Below are 21,334 nucleotides of genomic sequence, written 5' to 3' on the forward strand. Positions count from 1 at the left end.
TGGTCTTTTTGAGAGGTTATACGCTTGTTTGACCGTTATGATGCCGGTGAGCAGGCGGTGCTGGTACACATCTATTTTACGCAAGACAAAAACAAAGAAGATCTGGATGAGTTTGAATCTCTGGTCTCTTCAGCTGGTGTCGAAGCGTTACAGGTGGTTACTGGTAGCCGTAAAGCTCCTCACCCGAAGTATTTTGTTGGTGAAGGTAAGGCAATTGAAATTGCCGATGCAGTGAAAGCCACTGGGGCATCGGTCATTTTATTTGATCATGCGTTGTCTCCAGCTCAGGAGCGTAACCTCGAAGCGCTGTGTGAATGTCGTGTCGTCGACAGAACCGGCCTGATTTTAGATATTTTTGCTCAACGTGCGCGTACCCATGAAGGTAAATTGCAGGTTGAGCTGGCTCAGTTACGTCACATGGCAACTCGCCTTGTGCGCGGCTGGACCCACCTTGAGCGTCAGGGAGGGGGGATAGGTTCACGAGGCCCTGGGGAAACTCAGCTCGAAACCGACCGCCGTTTACTGCGCAATCGGATTATGCAGATCCTTGGTCGCTTAGAACGAGTCGAAAAACAGCGTGAGCAAGGGCGAAGATCGCGTGCCAAGGCTGATGTCCCAACCGTTTCTCTGGTGGGCTACACCAACGCCGGCAAATCCACCCTGTTTAACCAAATAACAGCGGCAGATGTTTATGCCGCAGATCAGTTGTTTGCTACGCTGGATCCAACATTGCGTCGTATTAACGTCGCCGATGTGGGTGAAACGATCCTGGCGGATACAGTAGGATTTATTCGTCACCTGCCACATGACTTAGTGGCAGCATTTAAAGCAACCCTGCAGGAAACTCGTCAGGCGACATTGTTATTACATGTGATTGACGCAAGTGACCTCAGGATCGAGGAAAACATTGCCGCGGTTGATACCGTTCTCGAAGAGATTGAGGCTAATGAAATTCCTGCGCTAATGGTGATGAATAAGATAGATATGTTGGACGACTTTGTTCCTCGTATCGACAGAGATGATGAAAATATGCCGATACGGGTCTGGCTTTCTGCCCAGACCGGTGATGGCGTTCCACTGCTTTTCCAGGCTTTGACTGAGCGTTTATCTGGTGAAATTGCACAGCATACGTTGTGCTTGCCCCCCCAGGCTGGGCGACTGCGAAGCCGTTTTTATCAGCTTCAGGCAATCGAAAAAGAGTGGATGGAGGAGGACGGCAGTGTTGGCTTACAAATTCGTATGCCTATTGTTGACTGGCGTCGCCTCTGTAAACAAGAACCGGCACTCGTTGACTACATCGTTTAGCAAGTCAAGGGACTGTCCTGAAGACTTTTTCCCCTTAGGGGGATATCACCGCACAACAAATATGGAGCATAAACATGGCGTGGAATCAGCCCGGTAATAACGGACAGGACCGCGACCCGTGGGGAAGCAGCAAACCAGGCGGCGACTCTGGGGGTAATAAAGGAGGGCGGGATCAGGGGCCTCCTGATCTTGATGATATCTTCCGGAAATTAAGCAAAAAACTCGGCGGCCTTGGTGGCGGTAAAAGCGGTGGTGGTGGCGGTACCGGCGGCGGTTCTTCACAGCTTCCGCGTCCACACATCGGTGGTCGTATGGTCGGCATTGTTGCTGCCGTAGCCGTGGTTATTTGGGCTGCTACTGGGTTCTATACCATCAAAGAAGCCGAACGTGGTGTGGTGACTCGTTTTGGTCAATTCAGCCATTTGGTTGAGCCAGGTCTGAACTGGAAACCAACATTTATTGATAAAGTCACTGCGGTAAACGTTGAAGCAGTTCGCGAATTGGCGGCTTCTGGTGTGATGCTGACCTCTGACGAGAACGTGGTTCGCGTCGAAATGAACGTCCAGTATCGCGTGACCGATCCGCGTCGCTATCTGTATAGCGTAACCAGTGCAGACGACAGCTTGCGTCAGGCAACCGACAGCGCACTGCGTGGTGTTATTGGTAAATACACCATGGATAAGATCCTCACCGAGGGTCGTACCATTATTCGTAATGATACTCAGCGTGAACTGGAAGAAACCATTCGTCCGTACAACATGGGTATCACCTTACTGGACGTTAACTTCCAGACAGCTCGTCCACCGGAAGAAGTAAAAGCTGCGTTTGATGACGCGATTTCTGCGCGTGAAAACGAACAGCAATACATCCGTGAAGCTGAAGCTTATACCAACGAAGTTCAGCCGCGTGCTAACGGCCAGGCGCAGCGTATTCTCGAAGAAGCTCGCGCTTATAAAACACAGACAGTGTTAGAAGCGCAGGGTGAAGTTGCACGCTTTGCGAAGCTGTTGCCAGAGTACAAAGCCGCACCGGAAATCACCCGTGAGCGTCTGTATATCGAAACCATGGAAAAAGTGCTTAGCCATACTCGTAAAGTTCTGGTTAACGACAAAGGCGGCAACTTGATGGTTCTGCCTCTGGATCAGATGCTGAAAGGTGGCTCTCAGCCTGCAGCAAAGAGTGACAGCAGTGGCGCGAATAATCTGTTGCGTTTGCCACCTGCATCCGGCTCTAGCAGCGGTAGCGCCAGCACACCGTCCTCAACTAGTCAGGGCGATATCATGGATCAGCGCCGCGTGAACGCGCAGCGCACTGATAACCAGCGCGTAGGGAGTGAATAACGATGCGTAAGTCAGTCATTGCTTTAATTATCATCGTGCTGGTGGTGCTGTTTACCTCGGTCTTCGTGGTACAAGAAGGTGAGCGCGGGATTACGTTACGCTTTGGTAAGGTGTTGCGTGATGATGAAAATAAGCCGGTGGTCTACGAGCCAGGTCTGCATTTCAAAGTACCGTTTATCGAGTCAGTTAAAACTCTTGATGCGCGTATTCAGACCATGGATAACCAGGCCGACCGCTTTGTAACCAAAGAGAAGAAAGACCTGATCGTTGATTCTTATATCAAATGGCGTATCAGTGATTTCAGTCGCTACTATCTGGCAACCGGTGGTGGTGATGTTTCTCAAGCTGAAGTGCTGTTAAAACGTAAATTCAGTGACCGTCTGCGTTCTGAAATTGGTCGTCTTGATGTGAAAGACATCGTGACCGATTCCCGTGGTCGCCTGACTCTGGATGTTCGTGATGCGTTGAACTCAGGTTCTGCGGGTGCTGACGATGAAGTGTCAACGCCTGCTGCGGATGATGCGATTGCATCGGCGGCGGCGCGTGTGACTCAAGAAACCAATGGCAAAGTGCCTGTGGTTAACACGAACAGTATGGCGGCTCTGGGTATCGAAGTGGTCGATGTGCGTATCAAGCAGATCAACCTGCCAGCAGAGGTTTCTGAAGCAATCTACAACCGTATGCGTGCAGAGCGTGAAGCCGTTGCTCGTCGTCACCGTTCACAAGGCCAGGAAGAAGCTGAGAAGCTGCGTGCTACCGCCGACTACGAAGTCACTCGTACTCTGGCAGAAGCTGAGCGTCAGGGCCGTATTAGCCGTGGTGAAGGTGATGCTGAAGCTGCCAAACTGTTTGCAGACGCATTTAGCCAGGATCCAGACTTCTATGCCTTTATTCGTAGCCTGCGCGCTTACGAGGCCAGCTTCAATTCTGGTCAGGACGTGATGGTGTTAAGTCCGGAGAATGATTTCTTCCGCTACATGAAAACGCCAGCGAACAGTTCACGTTAATTTTCGCGAGTTATACAAGAGCCGGTCTGACCGGCTCTTTTTTTATTGGTGTTTGAGGGAAATATGAATTCGACTATCTGGATGGCATTAGCGTTAGTTTTAGTGCTCGAAGGACTCGGGCCAATGCTTTACCCGCGTATGTGGCGCCGAATGATTGCCGCTTTAACTCAGCTTCCCGACAATACGCTGCGCCGTTTTGGTGGTGGTCTAGTGGTTGCAGGTATTGTTATCTACTACATGTTGAGTCGAAGCGGTGGTTGAGTCACATTGAGGGCGATGATTACCATTTTGCATACTAAAAGGGCTGATCATCGAAGAAACCGATGGTAGAATCCTTTTTTAAGCAAACGGTGATTTTGAAAAATGGGTAACAACGTCGTCGTACTGGGCACCCAATGGGGTGACGAAGGTAAAGGAAAGATCGTAGATCTTCTGACTGAACGGGCTAAATATGTTGTGCGCTACCAGGGCGGTCACAACGCAGGCCATACTCTCGTAATCAACGGTGAAAAAACCGTTCTTCATCTTATTCCATCAGGTATTCTGCGTGATAACGTTACCAGCATCATCGGTAATGGCGTTGTGCTGTCTCCTGCTGCACTGATGAAAGAGATGAAAGAGCTGGAAGACCGTGGGATTCCGGTACGTGAGCGCCTGCTGTTATCTGAAGCATGTCCACTGATCCTTGATTATCACGTTGCGCTGGATGTGGCTCGTGAGAAAGCTCGTGGTGCGAAAGCTATCGGTACTACCGGTCGTGGTATCGGTCCTGCATATGAAGACAAAGTGGCCCGTCGTGGCCTGCGCGTTGGCGACTTGTTCGACAAAGCCACCTTTGCAGACAAACTGAAAGAAGTTCTGGAATACCATAACTTCCAGCTGGTTAACTTCTATAAAGTTGAAGCGGTTGATTACCAGAAAGTTCTGGACGATGTCATGGCAGTTGCTGACATTCTGACCAGCATGGTAGTTGATGTGTCCGACCTGCTGGACGGCGCACGTAAACGCGGCGACTTCATCATGTTCGAAGGTGCTCAAGGCACGCTGCTGGACATCGACCACGGTACCTATCCGTACGTGACCTCTTCCAACACCACCGCGGGTGGCGTGGCAACAGGTTCCGGCATTGGTCCACGTTATGTTGATTACGTTCTGGGTATTATCAAAGCGTACTCTACTCGCGTTGGCGCAGGTCCGTTCCCAACAGAACTGTTTGATGATATCGGCGAGTTCCTGTGCAAACAAGGTAACGAGTATGGTGCTACCACTGGCCGTCGTCGTCGTACCGGTTGGCTGGACATCGTTGCTGTGCGTCGCGCAGTGCAGATTAACTCCCTGTCAGGTTTCTGCCTGACCAAGCTCGACGTACTGGACGGCTTGAAAGAAGTTAAACTGTGCGTAGGCTACCGTATGCCAGATGGCCGTGAAGTGACTACCACTCCAATGGCTGCTGACGACTGGGAAGGTATCGAGCCAATCTACGAAACCATGCCAGGCTGGTCAGAAACCACCTTTGGCGTGAAAGAGCGTAGCGGTTTGCCTCAGGCAGCACTGAACTACATCAAACGCATTGAAGAGCTGACCGAAGTACCAGTAGATATTATTTCTACCGGTCCGGACCGTTCTGAAACCATGATTCTGCGCGATCCGTTCGACGCATAATGATGTGATGGGGTGTGCGCATAGCACGCCCCAACTGCTTTATCCTGCCGTTTTATCTACCTTCCCCGTTAAATAAATTAGCTGGCAACCATATGGCTGGTTTATCATCAATATATCGCCCTGATGGCGAAAAGCGTTTCCCCTCCCACCCTAGAGGTTGATGTGCAGTTAACGAGTTTTACTGATTACGGTTTACGTGCTTTGATTTACATGGCGTCTTTGCCAGAAGGCAAGATGACGAGCATTTCTGAAGTCACAGAAGTGTATGGTGTATCACGTAATCATATGGTGAAAATCATCAATCAACTCAGTCGCGCAGGCTATGTGACGGCAGTGCGCGGCAAAAACGGTGGCATTCGCCTCGGCAAGCCGGCGGTATCTATCCGTGTCGGTGATGTGGTGCGCGAGCTGGAACCGCTTTCTTTGGTGAACTGTAGCAGTGAGTTTTGTCATATTACCCCCGCATGTCGCCTGAAACAGGCACTGGCCCAGGCGGTGCAAAGCTTTCTTACAGAGCTGGATAAGCACACCCTGGCCGATTTGGTGGACCAAAACCAACCGCTCTACAAATTATTGCTGGTGGAATAAATCACGATTTCCTCAGCAAATGACAACGGAGGAACCGCAATGTCAAAAGATCCTTTTCAGGAACGAGAAGCCGAAAAATACGAAAACCCGATCCCAAGCCGGGAGTTTATTCTCGCTCATCTCTCCAAACGTGAAAAACCAGCCAATCGTGACGAACTGGCTGAAGAACTGAATATTACCGGTGAAGAACAACTTGAAGCGCTGCGTCGCCGTTTGCGAGCCATGGAACGCGATGGACAGTTGGTCTTTACCCGCCGCCAGTGTTACGCCCTGCCAGAACGTCTCGATTTGCTAAAAGGCAAAGTCATTGGCCATCGCGATGGTTTTGGTTTCCTGCGCGTAGAAGGTCGTAAAGACGATCTCTACCTTTCATCTGAGCAGATGAAAATGTGCATGCATGGCGACATCGTGCTGGCGCAGCCGCTGGGTGCCGACCGTAAAGGCCGTCGCGAAGCGCGTATTGTGCGCGTACTTGAGCCAAGAACCGGGCAAATCGTTGGCCGCTACTTTACCGATGCCGGTATTAGTTTTGTGGTGCCAGACGACAGCCGCCTGAGCTTCGATATCCTTATCCCACCAGAAGGGGTAATGGGCGCACGCATGGGCTTTGTGGTAGTGGTTGAACTGACTCAGCGTCCAACTCGCCGCACCAAAGCTGTAGGTAAAATTGTTGAGATTCTTGGCGACAACATGGGCACCGGCATGGCTGTCGATATGGCGCTGCGCACCCATGAAATCCCATACGTCTGGCCGCCAGAAGTCGAAGCACAAGTCGCTTCACTTAAAGAACAGGTGCCGGAAGAAGCCAAAATTGGCCGCGTGGATTTGCGTGACCTGCCGCTTGTCACCATCGATGGTGAAGATGCGCGTGACTTCGATGATGCCGTGTTCTGTGAGAAGAAACGTGGCGGCGGCTGGCGTTTATATGTCGCTATTGCCGACGTAAGCTATTACGTTCGCCCGCCAACCGCGCTGGATAAAGAAGCTCGTAACCGTGGCACGTCAGTTTACTTCCCATCGCAGGTTATCCCGATGCTGCCGGAAGTGCTGTCCAACGGCTTGTGCTCGCTCAATCCACAGGTTGACCGTCTGTGTATGGTCTGTGAAATGACCATCTCTTCGACGGGCCGTCTGACCGGTTCGAAATTCTACGAAGCGGTAATGAGCTCCCATGCGCGTCTGACCTACACCAAAGTGTGGCACATGTTGCAGGGCGACCAGGAACTGCGCGAGCAATATGCGCCGCTGGTTAAGCACATTGAAGAGCTGCATAACCTGTATAAAGTGCTGGATGTTTCCCGTGCGCAGCGTGGCGGCATCTCGTTTGAAAGCGAAGAAGCGAAGTTTATCTTCAACGCCGAGCGCCGTATTGAACGCGTTGAGCAAACCGTTCGTAACGACGCGCATAAACTTATCGAAGAGTGCATGATCCTCGCGAATATCGCGGCGGCACGCTTTGTCGAGAAAAACAACGAACCGTCACTGTTCCGTGACCACGACCGTCCAACTAACGAGGCGATCACGTCATTCCGTTCGGTGCTGGCTGAACTAGGTCTGGAACTGCCTGGCGGGCAGAAACCAGAACCGCGTGATTACGCAGAATTGCTGAACTCGATTGCCGATCGTCCGGATCATGAAATGCTGCAAACCATGCTGCTGCGTTCCATGAAACAGGCCGTTTACGATCCAGAAAACCGTGGTCACTTCGGCCTGGCGCTGCAATCTTACGCGCACTTTACTTCACCGATTCGTCGTTACCCGGATCTGTTGCTGCACCGTGCGATTAAGTATCTGCTGGCAAAAGAGCAGGGTCATAAAGGCAACAGCACCGAGTCTGGTGGCTGGCACTATGAGATGGACGAAATGCTGCAGCTTGGCCAGCATTGTTCCATGGCAGAACGCCGCGCCGATGAAGCGACGCGCGATGTTGCCGACTGGCTGAAATGCGACTTTATGCAGGATCAGGTCGGTAATACCTTTACTGGCATCATCGCCAGCGTTACCGGCTTCGGCTTCTTTGTACGCCTGACGGATCTGTTTATCGATGGCCTGGTACACGTTTCCACTCTCGATAACGACTACTACCGTTTCGACCAAATCGGGCAGCGCCTGATTGGTGAATCCGGTGGTCAGACTTATCGCCTGGGTGACCGTGTCGAAGTGCGCGTTGAAGCCGTCCACATGGACGAGCGTAAAATTGATTTTGCTCTGATTTCCAGCACTCGTGTTCCTCGTGGCGCGGGTAAAACTGAGAAAGACCGAGCGAAAAAAGGCGCAAACGGCAACGGGCCAAAACGTCGTCAGGGCGGTAAACGCACGAACTTCGAGCCAGACAGCACTTTCCGTAAAGAGAAAGGGCCAGCCAAGCCGAAGAAAGCGAAAGCCGAGAAAAGCGCCGACACAAAAGCCGAGCCGAAAGCGAAGAAACCAAAAACGCAGTCGGACAAAACTCGTAAAATAGCCGCCGCTACTAAAGCCAAGCGCGCTGCGAAAAAGCAGCCGAGCTAACGAGTAATACCTCTCACCCTAACCCGATCGGTTTTCTCCCTCTCCCTGGGGAGAGGGCCGGGGTGAGGGTGACCATATCAGCATTAACAACGGTGCATCAGCACCTGAAATGAGTAACAGTAATGAGTGAAATGATTTACGGCATTCACGCCGTCCAGGCACTGCTTGATAACGCCCCTCAGCGTTTTCGGGAAGTCTTTATTCTTAAAGGCCGTGAAGACAAACGTCTGATGCCTTTAATTCATGCGCTGGAAGCTCAGGGTGTGCCGGTTCAAATGGCAAACCGCCAATGGCTGGATGAAAAATCTGAAGGCGCGGTGCACCAGGGCATTATTGCTCGCGTGAAACCGGGTCGTCAGTATCAGGAAAATGATATTCCAGACCTGCTTGCCAGTATCGATACCCCGTTCCTGCTCATTCTGGATGGCGTTACCGATCCCCACAACCTCGGTGCCTGCCTGCGTAGTGCAGATGCCGCTGGCGTGCACGCGGTTATCGTTCCGAAAGACAGATCTGCCCAGTTGAACGCGACTGCCAAGAAAGTGGCCTGCGGTGCCGCAGAGCACGTTCCGCTTATCAGTGTGACCAACCTGGCTCGCACTATGCGTTTATTGCAGGAATCGAACGTCTGGATCGTCGGTACAGCGGGCGAAGCTGACCATACTTTATTCCAGAGCAAAATGACCGGCCCAATGGCGCTGGTGATGGGCGCTGAAGGTGAAGGCATGCGTCGCCTGACGCGTGAACATTGCGATGAGCTGATTAGCATCCCAATGGCCGGAACGGTTTCTTCATTGAACGTTTCCGTTGCGACCGGTATTTGCCTGTTCGAAGCTGTGCGTCAACGCAGTTAATTCTCGGTGGGGTGCGCTCGCACCCCGCTTTGTGATCCTCCTCCATGCATAACTGCCGTCACCGTCCATACTAATGGCTATGCCATTAATGGGAGGGAACACGATGCGCTGGCAAACTCATACCGTTTTTAACCAACCAATACCCCTCAACAACAGTAACCTTTTTCTTTCTGATATTTCGTTAACCGAAGCTGTTTTACGTGAAGGTGCTGGCTGGGATGCTGAACTTCTGGCGAGTATTGGCCAACAACTCGGCTCGGCTGAATCGCTGGAACTCGGGCGGCTGGCAAACGCGAATCCCCCTGAATTACTTCGTTATGACTCTAGCGGCGAACGGCTTGATGATGTGCGGTTTTATCCCGCCTGGCATTTGTTGATGCAGGGATTGTGTGCCAATCGGGTTCATAATTTGCCGTGGCAGGAAGATGCCAGGCAGGGCTCGTTTGTTGCCCGTGCAGCGCGTTTTGTTCAGCACGCACAAGTGGAAGCAGGCACGTTATGTCCGATAACCATGACATTTGGTGCGATCCCTCTCTTGCTTAAGCATCTACCCAAAGAGTTTCAACCGTGGCTGAAGCCGATGCTCAGCGATCGTTACGATGCCCATCTTGCACCCGGTGCGCAAAAACGTGGCCTGTTGATTGGCATGGGGATGACCGAAAAGCAAGGTGGCTCGGATGTACTCAGCAACACCACTCGCGCTGAAGCCATCGACAAACGCGGCCCTGGCGAAATGTATCGCATAGTCGGCCATAAGTGGTTTTTCTCCGTTCCACAAAGTGATGCTCATTTGGTTCTGGCACAGGCGAAAGGTGGGTTGTCCTGCTTCTTCCTGCCGCGCTTTTTACCGGATGGGCAGCGCAATCAGGTTCGCTTTGAGCGGTTGAAAGATAAGCTTGGTAATCGTTCAAACGCCAGCAGTGAAGCCGAGTTTCTCGATGCAACAGCATGGCTTATTGGCGAGGAAGGCGAAGGGATTCGTTCGATTCTGAAAATGGGTGGCTACACCCGTTTTGATTGTGCATTGGGTAGCCATGGCCTGATGCGCCGTGCGCTCTCGGTTGCGTTGTATCACGCACATCAACGGCAAGCATTCGGCAAGACGCTGATCGACCAGCCTATTATGCGCCAGGTGCTTGGACGAATGGCATTGCAACTTGAAGGGCAAACGGCGTTTCTGTTCCGTCTGGCTCGCGCCTGGGAATCACCTGCTAACCCACATGAATTGGCCTATAGCCGCCTCTTTACCCCAGCTGCCAAGTTTAGCGTCTGTAAATCAGGTATCCCGTTTGTCGCAGAAGCGATGGAAGTACTCGGGGGAATCGGCTATTGCGAAGACAGCGAATTACCTCGTATTTATCGTGAAATGCCGGTGAACAGTATTTGGGAAGGCTCCGGCAATATCATGAGCCTTGATGTGCTGCGTGTTTTGACTAAACAGCTGGGTGCTATGGAAATGCTGCATGCAGAATTTGATGAGGTAAAGGGGCAAAACCGGCATTTCGATCGTAGCTGGCGGCAGTTGCAACAGCGGCTGCACAAACCACAAGAAGAGTGGGGCAGGGAACTGACACGGCTGCTGGCGCTACTGGCAACCGGCGCACAAGTTTTACAACATCTCTCTCCACCGTTGGGCGAGGCCTGGTGTCGTATGATGCTGGATTCGCGTGGGGAAAGTGTATTACCGAATCAAGTATTGATTGATGTGCTGCTGCGAGCGACGGGGCGTACTGGATAGAAACATAAAAGCCAGCGCTATAGCGTTGAGCTAAATGGCTGCTGGCTTATTTACGCATAAATAATGGCTTGTACACGCCAGCCTTCAGCAAGCTGGTTTTCCTGCATTTTGACGATACGATAGTAAGACGCACCGTGCTCATCGGCCTTTAAGGCAATGACTTTTTCCACATCTTGCACGGTACCGGCGATACCGTTTACTGAAATCATGCCGATTTCATTCAAACCCGTCACACAATCTGCGGCAACATCTTCTGCCGATTGCGCCGATGTTGTAATTAGCCCCACGGACAGCAGTAATGAGGTTAAGGCAAGCGATCGTTTCATAGTTAGCTCCTTTAATACTTACCCTAAATCAGCAGGGCATTCCTTCGCGTTAGTTGAACTCCAGACCTGTCCGTTGGCTGAAGTTCATTGTGCATAACAAACGATCAGTTGACGCAAAGCTGTGTAAATCTTAATAAAGGTAAACACCGCACTGCATTACTTGCGATACAAAATTGCCTGGGCATACCACTGTCCCGGAACCACCGTCTCATCGTTTAACAAGATTTGGTAGTAATCCGCTTTCGCAGCAATTGCTTTCTCTTTTATCGCTCGCTCAGAGTCCATTGGTGAGCCGCGTTCGAGTGCTGTTACTGTCCCTATTTTGGTTAATCCTTGCGTTTGCGAACGCTGAATTTCCTGAGGACTTTCGGTTACCGGCGGTGCGGGTTGCGGTGTACCCTGTAACACGCTACAGGCACTGAGTGCTGTCACAAGTAGCAAAGCTGATAGCAGTCGCATGATCGTTTCTCGTCTCTTAATAGCCATAGTGTAGCCCCGGTTTTTTTCTGGGAAGAGGGAATGTTCCCATTCTGTTAGCTTCCCCGCGCTTTTTAATCACTTTCGAATGAAAATCGCTAAGCAGATCTCATAGTGAATAAGAATCTATGTAAGCACATGGCTTGCCATCTAGTGAATGCTGGCTTACAAAAGAAGACGCACAATGATCCGGAGCGATTCCAATGATAGAAATGTACACCGAGCAGTTAGGCGGTATCGAAGTTCTGCATGCTGTACCTGCCGGGAAAAAAGAAAGCAAACTGCCGGTAGTTTTTTTCTATCACGGTTTTACGTCATCCAAACTGGTGTACAGCTACTTTGCTGTCGCACTCGCTCAGGCCGGAATGCGCGTGATTATGCCTGATGCCGAGCAGCATGGTTCCCGTTTCAATGGAGACGATGCGGCGCGGCTGTATCAATTCTGGTCGATTCTCAAACAAAATATTGATGAGTTTTCTCAGCTTCACAAGGCACTGTGCGAACGTTATCCCATAGATGAACATCGTGTTGCAGTAGGTGGTGCGTCGATGGGAGGAATGACCGCTCTTGGAATTATGGCGCGTTACCCGCAAGTGAGTTGTGTGGCATGCCTGATGGGGTCGGGATATTTCATATCGCTTGGTAAAAGTTTGTTCCCACCGCAGGTGTTAGATCTGGAATCACTTAACAAACTTGCAGACTACGACATCAGCCATCAACTGGAAAAGGCCGGGAACCGGCCACTAATGCTGTGGCACGGCGAAGAAGATGACGTAGTTCCGGCGGCAGAAACCTGGCGTTTACAACAGGCACTGATTGAGAAGGGGCTGGACAAACAGCTTCTTTGCTTGCGTGAACCGGGAGTGAAGCATCGTATTACCCCTTCAGCGCTTGAGGCGACCAGCCGCTTTTTTAGCGAATATCTTTGATTACACAAGAATGACCTGCACACCCTGATCTTCAAGCTTTTTGACCACTTCAGGGTTTGCTTGTTTACCGGTGATGACTAAATCAATTTGCTCAGCCCGGCTAAAAAGCATACCTGCACGTTGGCCCACCTTCGAGCTATCAACCAGTACTGCCAGTTTACCCACCACACCTAGCATCTTCTGCTCAGCCATTGCCGTCAGCATGTCAGTTTTATAAAGCCCTTCCGCAGTCAAACCCTTACCGCTGGTAAACATCCAGTGTCCGGCGTACAGCGAAGTATCGTTATCTTGAGGCCCAAGGGTGATGGAATGGCTTTTATTGTACTGACCGCCCATGATCACCACACTTTCATGTTCTTGATCGATAAGATAATTAGCAAGCGGCAGATAGTTAGTAATGATCTGCACGGGTTTTCCGCAGATCTGTTGGCCGAGTAAAAAAGCGGTCGACCCACAGTTAATCACCACACTTTCTCCCTGTTTTACGAGGGCAGAAGCGGCGCTGGCAATACGGCTTTTCTCATCATGATTTTGCGCCAGATGTATATTCATTGGCGTCCAACGTAAGCGCTGCTGGCTAATGGCTTCGGCACCATTGCGGACTTTTTTTAACCTGCCGCTTTCATCCAGTTTGTTGATATCACGACGTGCTGTAGCGGGAGAAATTGCCAGGCGTTCCATAACTTGTTCGACAGTAACAAACCCAGTCTGCTGGAGCAGATCAAGCAAGATTTGGTGGCGTTGTGCTTCGGTCATGCTTATTCCCGAGGAAAGATGATTTTTAAAGATGATATTTGAAAAATAATGAAACACCTAAAGTTATGCTGAAGATGCCGGGCGTAAACCCGGCTTTATGTTATTACAGGAAGGATTTGAACGGTAAGTCTGGTTCGAGGGTAAAGCAGTCATCAAAACCGCGAGGATAGTGATATTCGAATAAATCTTTATCCAACGGCCAGGTAAACTTGCCACCAACTTGCCAGATAAACGGCTTAAAGCCGTATTTCAGGCGATCTTTCTTCATGTTCCATAAGACGCGGATCTCTTGTGGATCGGCCTGGAAATTCGACCAGATATCATGATGGAACGGGATGACAACTTTAGTATTCAGTGACTCCGCCATACGTAAAATATCAGCACTGGTCATTTTATCGGTGATCCCGCGTGGGTTCTCGCCATAAGAGCCGAGTGCCACATCAATCTGGTGGTCATTGCCATGTTTGGCGTAGTAGTTGGAATAGTGGGAGTCGCCACTGTGATACAGATTGCCGCCTGGTGTTTTGAACAGATAATTTACCGCCCGCTTGTCCATGCCATCCGGCAGTACGCCCAGTGCTTTTTCATCCGCAGGTAGTGTAATAAGTGCAGTGCGATCAAAGGCATCCAGCGCATGAATTTCAATATCTTTCACTTTCACAATATCGCCAGGCTTCACCACAATGCAGCGTTCGCGTGGAACTCCCCAGCCAATCCATAAATCAACGCAGGTTTGTGGCCCGATAAACGGCACATCATCAGCGCAATTTTGCATTACGGCAGCAGCCACGTTGACGTCGATATGATCGTTGTGATCATGCGTCGACAGCACTGCATCAATATGACGAATGGCGAAAGGATCGAGCACGAATGGCGTGGTACGCAAGTTTGGTTGTAGCTTCTCGACGCCAGCCATGCGCTGCATTTGATGGCCTTTTTTCATTAGCGGGTTACCGTGGCTTTGTTTGCCGGTTCCGCACCAAAAATCTACACAGATATTCGCACCACCCTGAGATTTCAACCAGATACCCGTGCAGCCCAGCCACCACATGGCAAAAGTGCCAGGAGCGACAACTTCCTGCTCAATTTCTTCATTCAGCCAACTTCCCCACTCCGGGAAGGTGTTCAATATCCAGGATTCGCGGGTAATCGTCTTAACCTTGCTCATCATTTCTCTCCTTTCCATTCAGAATTTAAAATCAATAGTGGTCATTAAATGATTTAATTTGATTGATATTGACATCAAAAAATTAACTTGAGAAGTGTTTTTTAGTTTTCTTGTTTGCTGTTTGATTCCATAAAAAACTCACTTAATGACATCGCTGCAGTGCTTTACTCTCACTATTCACATGATATTTAGTGATTATTTGTCTGAATTTATTATGAAGCATTAACCATTGTGAAACTGTGTAAAATAAATTGCGTGGCATCTCACAATTAATCATTTTCAATCTTGTTGTGATTACTTTTGACAAATAAAGTGAGGGCGAACATTACTTCAGCCTGTTTTCTCATCAAAACAGGGAGCGACTACCCTACGGAGAGCTTTATGGAGATCCTCTACAACGTCTTTACCATCTTTTTTAACCAGGTAATGACCAACGCCCCGCTGTTGTTGGGGATTGTCACTTGTCTTGGCTACTTGCTGCTGCGAAAAAGCGCCAGTGTGATTATCAAAGGCACCATCAAAACCATTATTGGTTTCATGCTGTTACAAGCAGGCTCTGGCATTTTGACCGGCACGTTTAAACCGGTAGTGGCAAAAATGTCTGAGGTTTATGGAATTAATGGCGCGATCTCAGATACCTATGCCTCAATGATGGCCACTATCGAAAGGATGGGGGACGCTTACAGTTGGGTGGGGTACGCGGTGTTGCTGGCGCTGGCTCTCAACATAACTTATGTGCTGTTACGGCGCGTGACGGGGATTCGCACCATCATGCTGACTGGGCACATCATGTTCCAGCAAGCCGGTTTAATAGCGGTGTTCTTCTTTATTCTCGGGTATCCGATGTGGACGACCATCATCTGTACCGCTGTTTTGGTTTCCCTCTATTGGGGCATCACCTCAAACATGATGTACAAACCTACACAAGCTGTGACGGAAAATAGCGGTTTTTCCATTGGCCACCAACAGCAATTCGCCTCGTGGATCGCCTATAAAATTGCGCCGTATTTGGGCAAAAAAGAGGAGAGCGTTGAAGACCTCAAACTGCCCGGTTGGCTCAACATCTTCCATGACAATATCGTTTCCACTGCCATTGTAATGACGTTGTTTTTCGGTGTGATTCTTTGCTCATTCGGCATTGATGTCATGCAGGCTATGGCTGGTAAAACACACTGGACTATCTACATATTGCAAACCGGCTTCCAGTTCGCCGTGGCGATTTTCATCATCGTGCAGGGCGTCAGGATGTTTGTTGCTGAACTCTCCGAAGCGTTTAACGGTATTTCGCAGCGCTTGATTCCCGGTGCGGTGCTTGCCATTGACTGTGCGGCTATCTATAGCTTTGCGCCTAACGCCGTGGTGTGGGGCTTTATCTGGGGAACCATCGGCCAGCTTATCGCTGTCGGTATTCTCATCGCCGCTGGCTCCTCCATCATGATTATTCCTGGTTTCATCCCGATGTTCTTCTCGAACGCCACCATTGGCGTGTTTGCCAACCACTTTGGCGGCTGGCGTGCTGCACTAAAAATCTGCCTGGTGATGGGCATGATTGAAATCTTCGGTTGCGTTTGGGCGGTAAAACTTACCGGACTCAGTGCCTGGATGGGCATGGCCGACTGGTCGATTCTGGCACCTCCGCTAATGGAAGGATTAACACTGGGCCTGTGGTTTATGGGGGTCGTGATAGTCATTGCACTGGTTTACATGTTCTTCGCCGGGCGCACCTTGCGCCAGGAAGAAGATGCTGAAAAACAACTGACGGAATCTTCCGCCAATTAAGGAATTGAGATTATGACCGTACGAATTCTGGCTGTATGTGGTAACGGGCAAGGCAGTTCCATGATCATGAAAATGAAAGTGGATCAGTTTTTGACGCAGCAAGGTGTTGATCATTCCGTAAACAGTTGTGCCGTGGGGGAATACAAAAGTGAACTGAGCGGTGCCGATGTGATTATCGCTTCGACGCACATCGCAGGTGAAATCACCGTGACCGGCAACAAACATGTGGTGGGGGTTCGCAATATGCTTTCTGCGGCGGATTTCGGACCAAAGTTGATGGAAGTGATCACCGCGCATTTTCCTCAGGATCTGAAGTAAGGAACGCCAATGAAATTACGTGATTCTCTGGCACAAAATCATTCCGTACGTTTACAGGCTGAAGCCAAAACCTGGCAGGACGCGGTAAAAATCGGCGTCGATTTGCTGGTGGAGGCAGACATCGTCGAACCGCGATATTACCAGGCGATTCTCGATGGTGTGGCGCAATTTGGCCCTTACTTCGTTATCGCTCCAGGCCTTGCTATGCCGCATGGTCGCCCAGAGGAAGGAGTGAAAAGCACCGGTTTTTCACTGGTGACGCTGAAAACACCATTGGTGTTCAACCATGAAGATAACGACCCAGTGGACATCCTCATCACTATGGCGGCCGTTGATGCCACCACCCATCAGGAAATCGGCATCATGCAGATTGTGAATCTGTTTGAAGATGAAGCCAATTTTGACCGTTTACGCGCCTGCCGTTCCGAACAGGAAGTGCTGGATTTAATTGACCGCGCTACGGCGCTGGCAACTGCTTAAGGAGCTTTTCATGTCTCATTCATTACCGATGCTGCAAGTTGCGCTGGATAACCAAACCATGTCAGACGCATACAAAACTACGCGCCTGATAGCTGAAGAAGTCGACATTATTGAAGTGGGGACCATTCTTTGTGTCGGGGAGGGCGTGCGAGCTGTGCGCGATCTCAAGGCGCTCTACCCACATAAAATTGTACTGGCAGATGCCAAAATCGCCGATGCCGGGAAAATACTTTCGCGGATGTGTTTTGAAGCCAATGCCGATTGGGTGACCGTCATTTGCTGTGCTGATATCAACACCACCAAAGGTGCACTGGAAGTGGCCCGTGAATTTAACGGAGATGTGCAAATCGAATTGACCGGTTTCTGGACGTGGGAACAGGCACAGGAATGGCGCACCGCAGGAATCGAACAGGTGGTTTATCACCGAAGTCGTGATGCGCAAGCCGCTGGGGTGGCATGGAGTGAAGCAGATATCAGTGCCATCAAACGCCTTTCCGATATGGGCTTTAAAGTGACGGTGACCGGCGGCCTGGCTCTGGAGGATTTACCACTATTTAAAGGTATTCCAATCCATGTGTTTATCGCTGGGCGAAGTATTCGTGATGCGCAATCTCCGGTAGAAGCAGCACGCCAGTTTAAGCGCACTATCGCCCAGCTCTGGGGTTAAGGACGGCTCATGTTACATAAGCAAGTTCCGCTAGGTATCTACGAAAAAGCGCTCCCTGCAGGGGAGTGCTGGCTCGAAAGATTGCAGCTTGCCGCCAGCCTGGCGTTCGATTTTGTCGAAATGTCAGTTGATGAAACCGATGAGCGCCTGGCGCGTCTGGACTGGAGCCGCGAGCAGAGAATAGCGCTGGTTCAGGCTGTAGCACAAACCGGCGTTCGCGTGCCTTCGATGTGCTTGAGTGCGCATCGCCGTTACCCGCTAGGAAGCGAAGACGACGCGGTGCGTAATCAGGGGCTGGAGATAATGCGCAAAGCCATTAAGTTTGCGCAGGATGTGGGTATCCGCGTCATCCAACTGGCTGGGTACGATGTTTATTACCAGCAAGCTAACGATGAAACTCGCCGTCGCTTTCGTGAAGGTTTGACTCTGGCAGTCGAAATGGCGAGCCGTGCGCAAGTCACGTTGGCGATGGAAATCATGGACTACCCGCTGATGAATTCCATCAGCAAAGCGATGGGGTATGCACATTACCTGAATAACCCGTGGTTCCAGCTTTACCCGGACATCGGGAATTTATCCGCCTGGGATAACGACGTTCAGATGGAACTCGAAGCAGGGCGCGGACATATCGTGGCAGTACATGTAAAAGACACGCGTCCGGGGGTATTCAAAAATGTTCCCTTCGGCAGTGGGGTAGTGGAGTTTGAGCGCTGTTTTGAAACATTAAAACGCAGTGGCTACCGTGGCCCATATTTAATTGAAATGTGGAGTGAGACTGCGGCGGATCCGATTGCCGAAGTCATTGCCGCTCGCGATTGGGTATTGGCGCGAATGGCGGCGGCTGGGTTGCAGGAGGCCGGCGATGCAGCAGCTTAAACAACAGGTATTTGAAGCAAACATGGCATTACCGCGCCATGGTCTGGTGACGTTTACCTGGGGAAACGTCAGCGGGATAGACCGTGAACGGCAATACATTGCCATCAAGCCTAGTGGTGTAGCGTATGAACAAATGTCTGCGGACGATATGGTCATCGTGGATTTGAACGGTACGGTCATTGAAGGGAAGTATCGACCATCTTCGGACACTGCTACCCATCTGGCGCTTTATAAAAAGTACGCCGAACTCGGCGGCGTAGTGCATACCCATTCCACTCACGCAACCGCATGGGCGCAGGCTGGGCTCAGTATTCCGGCTCTCGGCACCACACACGCTGATTACTTTTTGGGTGATATCCCCTGCTCTCGTCCGTTGACCTGCGATGAAGTGCAAGGTGAATACGAGCTAAACACCGGCAATGTCATCATTGAAACGCTGGGCAGTGGTAATCCTTTGCACACGCCTGGTGTCGTGGTCTATCAGCACGGCCCATTTACGTGGGGAAAAAGCATTGAAGACGCCGTTCATAATGCAGTGGTCATGGAAGAAGTCGCACGAATGGCATGGATTGCACAGGGTATAAACCCGCAGTTAAAACCAATCGACAGCTATTTGATGGACAAGCATTTTCAGCGCAAACACGGCGCAAATGCTTATTACGGACAGCGTTAGTTGAGCATTATTAGGTATTACGCGAGCTCATTCGAAATACAGCTAGGCGGCAAGAGGGCGAATCCCCGGGAGCTTACTAAAGTAAGTGACCGGGGTGAGTGAACGCAGCCAACACCCCTGTATTTTGAATGAGAAAGCGTAATAAAAAGGCCCCCGCAAGCGGGGGCAAGTCAAACGTTGGCTTTCTATGTCGTTGTGGTATTCCTGGTGTTAACGCGTTACTTCATTACCTCATTGCATTCTATTACCGATAGATATCAGCGCTGATACGCATATTGCCGTTGCTATCTGGCTCTCTCATCAATATCGGGTGAAAGTACTTTGCTCCGTGCTGATCCGTGTCGCCATTAATCGCGACTTCGGCCTCTTGTTCGGTAGCAAAATTATGATTGATGTAAATCACCCCTAAGCTCATCACATCATCCATATTTTTTGCCTGATGGTTGTCTATTTTGATAGCGGCTGTCGCATTCACGCAAAGCAAAAGTGCAGCGACAAAGGCTAATGCGATAGTTTTCATATTCCGCTCCACTATACCCATAGCCCAGCGTTCTGAAGCAGCCAGGGTATACAACTTAGTGTGTTAGATGCGGTCGTCGCTCCTGTTAATAAATAATAGTGGCGGCCTATGACAGTAAGTGTAACTCCATCATGTTGAATAAAAAGCGACCATTTCTGATGGTGTTGGTCAAAAATTTAAAGTGATCTACGTCAAAGTTATAGATTTCACTGAGTTAGTACGCAGTTTAAATTTTAGCCTTCATGCAAAAGAATTAATTTCTGTATTGCCTTGAGTTTAGCGGGCTGCACTTGTATGATTACGCGTCAATTTTTTCAGCCGCCTTTATAAACACGTTCCTTGCTTCCATGGGCCGCGGCTGACCCTGACAGGAGGCTGAATAATCCGTAAGGAGCAATTCGATGCGTCATTACGAAATCGTTTTTATGGTCCATCCTGACCAGAGCGAACAGGTTCCGGGTATGATCGAACGTTACACTGGTGCAATCACTGCAGCAGAAGGTACGATCCACCGTCTGGAAGACTGGGGCCGCCGTCAACTGGCTTACCCGATCAACAAACTGCACAAAGCACACTACGTTCTGCTGAACGTTGAAGCTCCGCAGGAAGTGATCGATGAGCTGGAAACTAACTTCCGCTTCAACGACGCCGTTATCCGTAGCATGGTTATGCGTACTAAGCACGCTGTAACCGAAGCTTCACCAATGGTTAAAGCTAAAGACGAACGTCGTGATCGTCGCGATGACTTCGCTAGCGAAACTGCTGATGATGCAGATGCTGGGGATTCTGAAGAGTAATTTCCAATGACGGCCAACCGCCTGGTATTGTCTGGCACAGTGTGCAAGACGCCCCTTCGCAAGGTTAGCCCGTCAGGAATTCCTCATTGCCAGTTCGTGCTTGAGCACCGTTCTGTGCAAAAGGAAGCCGGTTTAGATCGGCAGGCGTGGTGCCGTATGCCAGTTATTATTAGCGGGCACGCACACTCAGCCATTACTCAAAGTATAACGGTCGGCACGGTACTCACAGTTCATGGTTTCATTAGTTGCCATCAGGCAAAAAATGGGCTGAACAAAGTGGTATTGCATGCCGAGCAGATTGAATTGATAGATTCTGGAGACTAGCCTAATGGCACGTTATTTCCGTCGTCGCAAGTTCTGCCGTTTCACCGCGGAAGGCGTTGTAGAGATTGATTATAAAGATATCGCTACACTGAAAAACTACATCACTGAAAGTGGTAAAATTGTCCCGAGCCGTATTACCGGTACTCGTGCAAAATACCAGCGTCAGTTGGCTCGCTGCATCAAGCGCGCTCGTTACCTTTCTTTGTTGCCATATACTGATCGTCATCAGTAATCGGCCACTG

The 21,334-nt window shown here is 50.3% G+C and carries 24 protein-coding genes; 19 read left to right on the forward strand and 5 right to left on the reverse strand.

What is annotated here, in order from left to right:
• Window positions 1-24 precede the first annotated feature (24 nt).
• The 9 genes from hflX (at window position 25) to EC843_RS20410 (ending at window position 11,002) form a co-directional block, all read left to right on the forward strand.
• Complete coding sequence (hflX, locus tag EC843_RS20370; RefSeq protein WP_064540752.1) at window positions 25-1,305, forward strand: ribosome rescue GTPase HflX; 1,281 nt, start codon at window positions 25-27, stop codon at window positions 1,303-1,305.
• 74 nt (window positions 1,306-1,379) lie between these two features.
• A complete protein-coding gene (hflK, locus tag EC843_RS20375) occupies window positions 1,380-2,645 on the forward strand; it encodes an FtsH protease activity modulator HflK (protein WP_064540749.1) in 1,266 nt (421 codons plus the stop codon).
• A 2-nt stretch (window positions 2,646-2,647) separates the two neighbouring features.
• Window positions 2,648-3,652 carry a protease modulator HflC gene (gene hflC, locus EC843_RS20380; protein WP_064540746.1) on the forward strand — a complete coding sequence of 335 codons (1,005 nt, stop codon included), beginning with the start codon at window positions 2,648-2,650 and terminating at the stop codon, window positions 3,650-3,652.
• A 63-nt stretch (window positions 3,653-3,715) separates the two neighbouring features.
• The gene (locus EC843_RS20385) at window positions 3,716-3,913 is read left to right on the forward strand and encodes a DUF2065 domain-containing protein (protein WP_064540742.1); all 198 of its coding nucleotides are present in this window, start codon (window positions 3,716-3,718) and stop codon (window positions 3,911-3,913) included.
• A gap of 102 nt (window positions 3,914-4,015) precedes the next feature.
• Window positions 4,016-5,314, forward strand: coding sequence for an adenylosuccinate synthase (locus EC843_RS20390; RefSeq protein ID WP_064540740.1), 1,299 nt, complete (start codon window positions 4,016-4,018; stop codon window positions 5,312-5,314).
• Window positions 5,315-5,476: 162 nt separating this feature from the next.
• Window positions 5,477-5,902 (forward strand): nitric oxide-sensing transcriptional repressor NsrR, encoded by a 426-nt coding sequence (gene nsrR, locus EC843_RS20395; RefSeq protein ID WP_034492795.1) that lies wholly within the window; start codon window positions 5,477-5,479, stop codon window positions 5,900-5,902.
• 39 nt (window positions 5,903-5,941) lie between these two features.
• A complete protein-coding gene (gene rnr / locus EC843_RS20400) occupies window positions 5,942-8,410 on the forward strand; it encodes a ribonuclease R (RefSeq protein WP_133522963.1) in 2,469 nt (822 codons plus the stop codon).
• A gap of 122 nt (window positions 8,411-8,532) precedes the next feature.
• Complete coding sequence (rlmB, locus tag EC843_RS20405; protein ID WP_034492799.1) at window positions 8,533-9,264, forward strand: 23S rRNA (guanosine(2251)-2'-O)-methyltransferase RlmB; 732 nt, start codon at window positions 8,533-8,535, stop codon at window positions 9,262-9,264.
• Window positions 9,265-9,367: 103 nt separating this feature from the next.
• A complete protein-coding gene (locus EC843_RS20410) occupies window positions 9,368-11,002 on the forward strand; it encodes an isovaleryl-CoA dehydrogenase (protein ID WP_133522964.1) in 1,635 nt (544 codons plus the stop codon).
• Between the two features lie 50 nt (window positions 11,003-11,052).
• Here EC843_RS20410 and EC843_RS20415 read toward each other — a convergent pair whose 3' ends face one another.
• A complete protein-coding gene (locus tag EC843_RS20415) occupies window positions 11,053-11,328 on the reverse strand; it encodes a DUF1471 domain-containing protein (RefSeq protein ID WP_064540730.1) in 276 nt (91 codons plus the stop codon).
• Between the two features lie 156 nt (window positions 11,329-11,484).
• The gene (gene bsmA / locus EC843_RS20420; protein ID WP_064540727.1) at window positions 11,485-11,814 is read right to left on the reverse strand and encodes a biofilm peroxide resistance protein BsmA; all 330 of its coding nucleotides are present in this window, start codon (window positions 11,812-11,814) and stop codon (window positions 11,485-11,487) included.
• Window positions 11,815-12,008: 194 nt separating this feature from the next.
• Here bsmA and yjfP point away from each other — a divergent pair, with 194 nt between their 5' ends.
• Window positions 12,009-12,734, forward strand: coding sequence for an esterase (yjfP, locus tag EC843_RS20425; RefSeq protein ID WP_121814464.1), 726 nt, complete (start codon window positions 12,009-12,011; stop codon window positions 12,732-12,734).
• Here the strand turns inward: yjfP and ulaR are convergent, their stop codons facing one another.
• Both ulaR and ulaG read right to left on the reverse strand, forming a co-directional pair.
• A complete protein-coding gene (ulaR, locus tag EC843_RS20430; RefSeq protein WP_064540721.1) occupies window positions 12,735-13,490 on the reverse strand; it encodes an HTH-type transcriptional regulator UlaR in 756 nt (251 codons plus the stop codon).
• A 103-nt stretch (window positions 13,491-13,593) separates the two neighbouring features.
• Window positions 13,594-14,658, reverse strand: a complete 1,065-nt coding sequence (gene ulaG, locus EC843_RS20435; protein ID WP_064540718.1) for an L-ascorbate 6-phosphate lactonase — start codon at window positions 14,656-14,658, stop codon at window positions 13,594-13,596.
• Between the two features lie 381 nt (window positions 14,659-15,039).
• On the opposite strand from ulaG, the gene ulaA reads away from it, so the two are divergent.
• Genes ulaA through EC843_RS20465 form a run of 6 tightly spaced genes read left to right on the forward strand, consistent with a single transcriptional unit; the run spans window position 15,040 to window position 19,451 of the window.
• Entirely contained in the window at window positions 15,040-16,437 is a 1,398-nt protein-coding gene (gene ulaA, locus EC843_RS20440) for a PTS ascorbate transporter subunit IIC (protein WP_121814463.1), read from the forward strand.
• A gap of 12 nt (window positions 16,438-16,449) precedes the next feature.
• A complete protein-coding gene (gene ulaB / locus EC843_RS20445) occupies window positions 16,450-16,755 on the forward strand; it encodes a PTS ascorbate transporter subunit IIB (RefSeq protein WP_064540712.1) in 306 nt (101 codons plus the stop codon).
• Window positions 16,756-16,764: 9 nt separating this feature from the next.
• A complete protein-coding gene (ulaC, locus tag EC843_RS20450; RefSeq protein ID WP_064540709.1) occupies window positions 16,765-17,235 on the forward strand; it encodes a PTS ascorbate transporter subunit IIA in 471 nt (156 codons plus the stop codon).
• A gap of 10 nt (window positions 17,236-17,245) precedes the next feature.
• Entirely contained in the window at window positions 17,246-17,902 is a 657-nt protein-coding gene (locus EC843_RS20455; protein WP_133522965.1) for a 3-keto-L-gulonate-6-phosphate decarboxylase UlaD, read from the forward strand.
• A gap of 9 nt (window positions 17,903-17,911) precedes the next feature.
• A complete protein-coding gene (locus tag EC843_RS20460) occupies window positions 17,912-18,778 on the forward strand; it encodes an L-ribulose-5-phosphate 3-epimerase (protein ID WP_064540706.1) in 867 nt (288 codons plus the stop codon).
• On the forward strand, window positions 18,765-19,451 hold the full coding sequence (locus tag EC843_RS20465; protein ID WP_133522966.1) for an L-ribulose-5-phosphate 4-epimerase: 687 nt from the start codon (window positions 18,765-18,767) through the stop codon (window positions 19,449-19,451). The genes EC843_RS20460 and EC843_RS20465 overlap by 14 nt, the downstream gene beginning before the upstream one ends.
• 244 nt (window positions 19,452-19,695) lie before the next feature.
• Here EC843_RS20465 and yjfY read toward each other — a convergent pair whose 3' ends face one another.
• Window positions 19,696-19,971, reverse strand: coding sequence for a DUF1471 family protein YjfY (yjfY, locus tag EC843_RS20470; RefSeq protein ID WP_064540699.1), 276 nt, complete (start codon window positions 19,969-19,971; stop codon window positions 19,696-19,698).
• Window positions 19,972-20,372: 401 nt separating this feature from the next.
• Between yjfY and rpsF the strand changes: the two genes are divergently transcribed.
• From rpsF to rpsR, 3 genes are read left to right on the forward strand one after another with little or no spacing between them, the layout of a single operon-like run.
• Window positions 20,373-20,768 carry a 30S ribosomal protein S6 gene (gene rpsF, locus EC843_RS20475; RefSeq protein ID WP_034492828.1) on the forward strand — a complete coding sequence of 132 codons (396 nt, stop codon included), beginning with the start codon at window positions 20,373-20,375 and terminating at the stop codon, window positions 20,766-20,768.
• A gap of 6 nt (window positions 20,769-20,774) precedes the next feature.
• On the forward strand, window positions 20,775-21,092 hold the full coding sequence (gene priB, locus EC843_RS20480) for a primosomal replication protein N (protein ID WP_064540696.1): 318 nt from the start codon (window positions 20,775-20,777) through the stop codon (window positions 21,090-21,092).
• Between the two features lie 4 nt (window positions 21,093-21,096).
• Window positions 21,097-21,324, forward strand: a complete 228-nt coding sequence (gene rpsR / locus EC843_RS20485; RefSeq protein ID WP_002210155.1) for a 30S ribosomal protein S18 — start codon at window positions 21,097-21,099, stop codon at window positions 21,322-21,324.
• Window positions 21,325-21,334: the final 10 nt, after the last annotated feature.

The sequence above is a fragment of the Buttiauxella sp. JUb87 genome, assembly GCF_004361975.1.
Classification (GTDB): domain Bacteria; phylum Pseudomonadota; class Gammaproteobacteria; order Enterobacterales; family Enterobacteriaceae; genus Buttiauxella; species Buttiauxella ferragutiae.